At 52.8% G+C, this 2,815-nt stretch carries 4 protein-coding genes; 1 reads left to right on the top strand and 3 read right to left on the bottom strand.

The window, feature by feature from the left end; translation table 11 throughout:
• Positions 1-264, bottom strand: a 264-nt coding sequence (locus tag CW742_RS09930; protein ID WP_292419855.1) for a hypothetical protein, incomplete at its 3' end; no start/stop codon positions are given.
• A 247-nt stretch (positions 265-511) separates the two neighbouring features.
• Here CW742_RS09930 and CW742_RS09925 point away from each other — a divergent pair.
• Positions 512-811, top strand: a complete 300-nt coding sequence (locus CW742_RS09925) for a hypothetical protein (RefSeq protein ID WP_292419852.1) — start codon at positions 512-514, stop codon at positions 809-811.
• 55 nt (positions 812-866) lie between these two features.
• Here the strand turns inward: CW742_RS09925 and CW742_RS09920 are convergent, their stop codons facing one another.
• Together CW742_RS09920 and CW742_RS09915 are read right to left on the bottom strand one after the other, a co-directional pair.
• Entirely contained in the window at positions 867-1,922 is a 1,056-nt protein-coding gene (locus tag CW742_RS09920; protein WP_292419850.1) for an AI-2E family transporter, read from the bottom strand.
• Between the two features lie 495 nt (positions 1,923-2,417).
• Positions 2,418-2,687, bottom strand: coding sequence for a GAF domain-containing protein (locus CW742_RS09915; RefSeq protein ID WP_292419847.1), 270 nt, complete (start codon positions 2,685-2,687; stop codon positions 2,418-2,420).
• Between the last annotated feature and the right edge of the window lie 128 nt (positions 2,688-2,815).

The following is a 2,815-nucleotide window of genomic DNA, read 5'->3' as shown; positions in this document are numbered from 1 at the left end:
GCACATGACCTGAGTGAAAAGAGATCCCTTCGTTTCATTCGGAACCGTTCCTGGAAGCATGATCAGCATTTCACCCCCTGAGGGACCATGGTGAAATATGCCCAGGAACCTGTTTTCAGGCACAGCTTTATTCACCGCTTTCTGTTCCCGGTATATGGTCTGTTGGTTTTTATGGAACTGCTGACGATATACCGGTTTTATCAGCACTACCATCGACAGGAATGGTATGATGTTATCCCGCTCACTCCTGACGGCAATGATCATCCTGCTCACCATTACGGCAGGCTGTACTGTCACGCCCCCAGCCACACCGTCGGAAGGACTGCCCGCCCGTACATCAATGCCCGTACCGGATGCTGTCCCACCGCTGGTAGTGCAAGGGGATGGTTGCGGAGATACCGTCTGCAGTGCATTTCCCCCAAAATCTCCCGCACAGGACAGCGGATTATTCCGTATTGATGCCACCCCCCTTCGCTACTCTCCCATCCTTTCTTCGACACCGGGAATCCGCATGTCGCTTAACGGTTCCCGCATGTCGTTAGCAACAGCGGAATATGGATGGAATACCAGTTATGGTACCTTCCTGTCATGGGATCCGCCAAACTATACCGTGCACCTCCGGGGCCCCGTAGTCATCAACCAGGGTGAGACCCTGTACTGGACGTATTCCGATAATCCTGGTATCATAAAGGAACCCGTACTGATAACCGTGACCGCGAGGGATCCGCTTACGAAGGCTGTTACTGAAACGGCGGCTCTCACTCTCGATTGGGAGGGTGAAACGGCGGTCATTGTCCGTAATGGCCGCTGATGGTAATCACGTTTTTTCCGGCAGTTAAAAATAAGCCGGGAGATGAGTTCTCCCTTCAGTCGTCCTTTTTCTGCGTGTGCTCCTCAAACAGGTGCCCGACGCCCAAAAAATCATTGATCCAGCGCAGGTCGTCAGAGAGCTGGAGCACCAGCAGGCAGATGAGCGTGCACGGGATGGCAAAGAGCATCCCGACAATCCCAAGCAGCCAGCCCCAGAAAATCACCGAGAGGATCACGATGAGTGCCGGGATCTCGTATTTCCTCGATGTGAGGTAGGAAAAGATCGGGTTCTCCACGATCAGGTTGAGAATACAGATGACCACGACTACCGCGACTGCCCCGGGAATCCCGAACTGGAGCCACGCAAAGAAGATGGCCGGAACCGCGGCTATCACCAGGCCGAAGTAGGGGATATACCCGAGAAGGAACGTGAGAAGTCCCCAAAGGAGCGCACCATGGATTCCCATAATGGTAAGAAATCCCCCAAAAAGGATCCCGTGGATGAAGTTTGTCTCGGTGCGGACAACGATAAAATCGATGATGTACCCGGACATCCGCCCGAACTGTTTCACGGTCTGCGAATCTTTTCCATACCGTGACTCGAACCGCTCCGTGAGCCGCGGGGCTTCAAGGAGCATGAAGAACGAGGTGACCGCAACAAAAAAGAGGAACATGAGCCCCTCGGTTATCGTTGTTACCCCGGCAACACCCATCGAGAAGATCTCCCTGATATCGATGGACCGGAAGCTGTTGGTCTCAATTGAGATGCCAAACGTTGAGAGGATCATCTTAAGTTCATCCAGCCGCAGGGTGAGTTCCTGCTGGAACTGCGGCATGTCATGAAGCAGTATCTGGAAGGAGAAGACGGCGAGATATACGATGGCTGCAATGACCAGGCATGCCGCAAGGGTGATGACCGCAACAGAAAGCGTGCTTGAAACTCCCTTTTTTCTCAGCCAGATGAGCGCAGGTATGGTAAGCAGCGTGATGATCAGGGACATCAGGATAAGCGAGATGATGTACGAGGTCATCTTCACGGCAATGATGATGATAAAGACAAGTGCAATGGCAAGAAGTGTCCGTTCGAACTGGGGGGTTTCCACAGGGACCATGAGATAGTCTTCTATCTGGCGGGAGATGATACAAAGCTTGTTGTCAGCGGTCGCTCACGGATGGTTCCCGTTGTATGCCCTTATAGATCCCTGGTAACCATGAACACAGTCAGGCGGGGCCGATCCCCATAAGAAGGGGAGTACAGGAGGGGGGCCTGTCGCGTATCCGCGAAGTTGGCTTAAAAAAAGGAGATGAAATCCCCCGCATGTTATGAAGCGGGGTAAGGTACAGGTGGTGTCTGTCCCATCGGGACAATCCTTGGGTGTTTGTGCTGTTTGTCTTCCTGGTGTTCGTTTTGCGATACTGCAATACCGGTGCGCTTTCGCACGGGTATATGTAAATTATGTTTTACATTTTGTTTTATATGCTTTCTGGACGGAAACCGTTCCGGACTGGCACTACCCTTCTGTCTTTATGGGAATTGTTCACGGATGCCACGACAATGGCGCCTGTGACGGTTCCTGGATCGCGGACAAAGAAAAAGAAGAGGATTGTTACCCGGATTGCTGGTACCCGATAGCAGCCCCGAGAAGGTTTGCCGTGATGCGGAGCGCTTCGATCTCATCGGGTGAATGGGTCTTTTCCGTCAGGTCGAAGAAGCCGATAAACCCGAAAAGGTTGTCGTGGATAAAGATCGGGATGATGACCCCGGCTTTTGCGCCAAGGAGGCTGAAGAGTTTCTGCTCATCGAAAGAGAGCGTTGAAACGACTGCGGAGATCTCCTCGCCCTTTCTTAAGAGAGTCTCCCACCGTGATGTCACCATGGTTGAAAACGTTCACTGCTTAAGTTCGGGTTTGGAGAGGCCATAGGGGTATTCGGGGGATACCCATTCGTATGGCATGCAGCTGGCATGTGCCGTGCGTGAGGTCCGGAACTCGAGGGATCCTGCAG

Source organism: Methanoregula sp. (assembly GCF_002835825.1).
In the GTDB taxonomy this organism is placed as follows: domain Archaea; phylum Halobacteriota; class Methanomicrobia; order Methanomicrobiales; family Methanospirillaceae; genus Methanoregula.
Note: the sequence above shows the minus strand (reverse complement) of the source record. Positions and strands in the feature narration are given on the sequence as shown.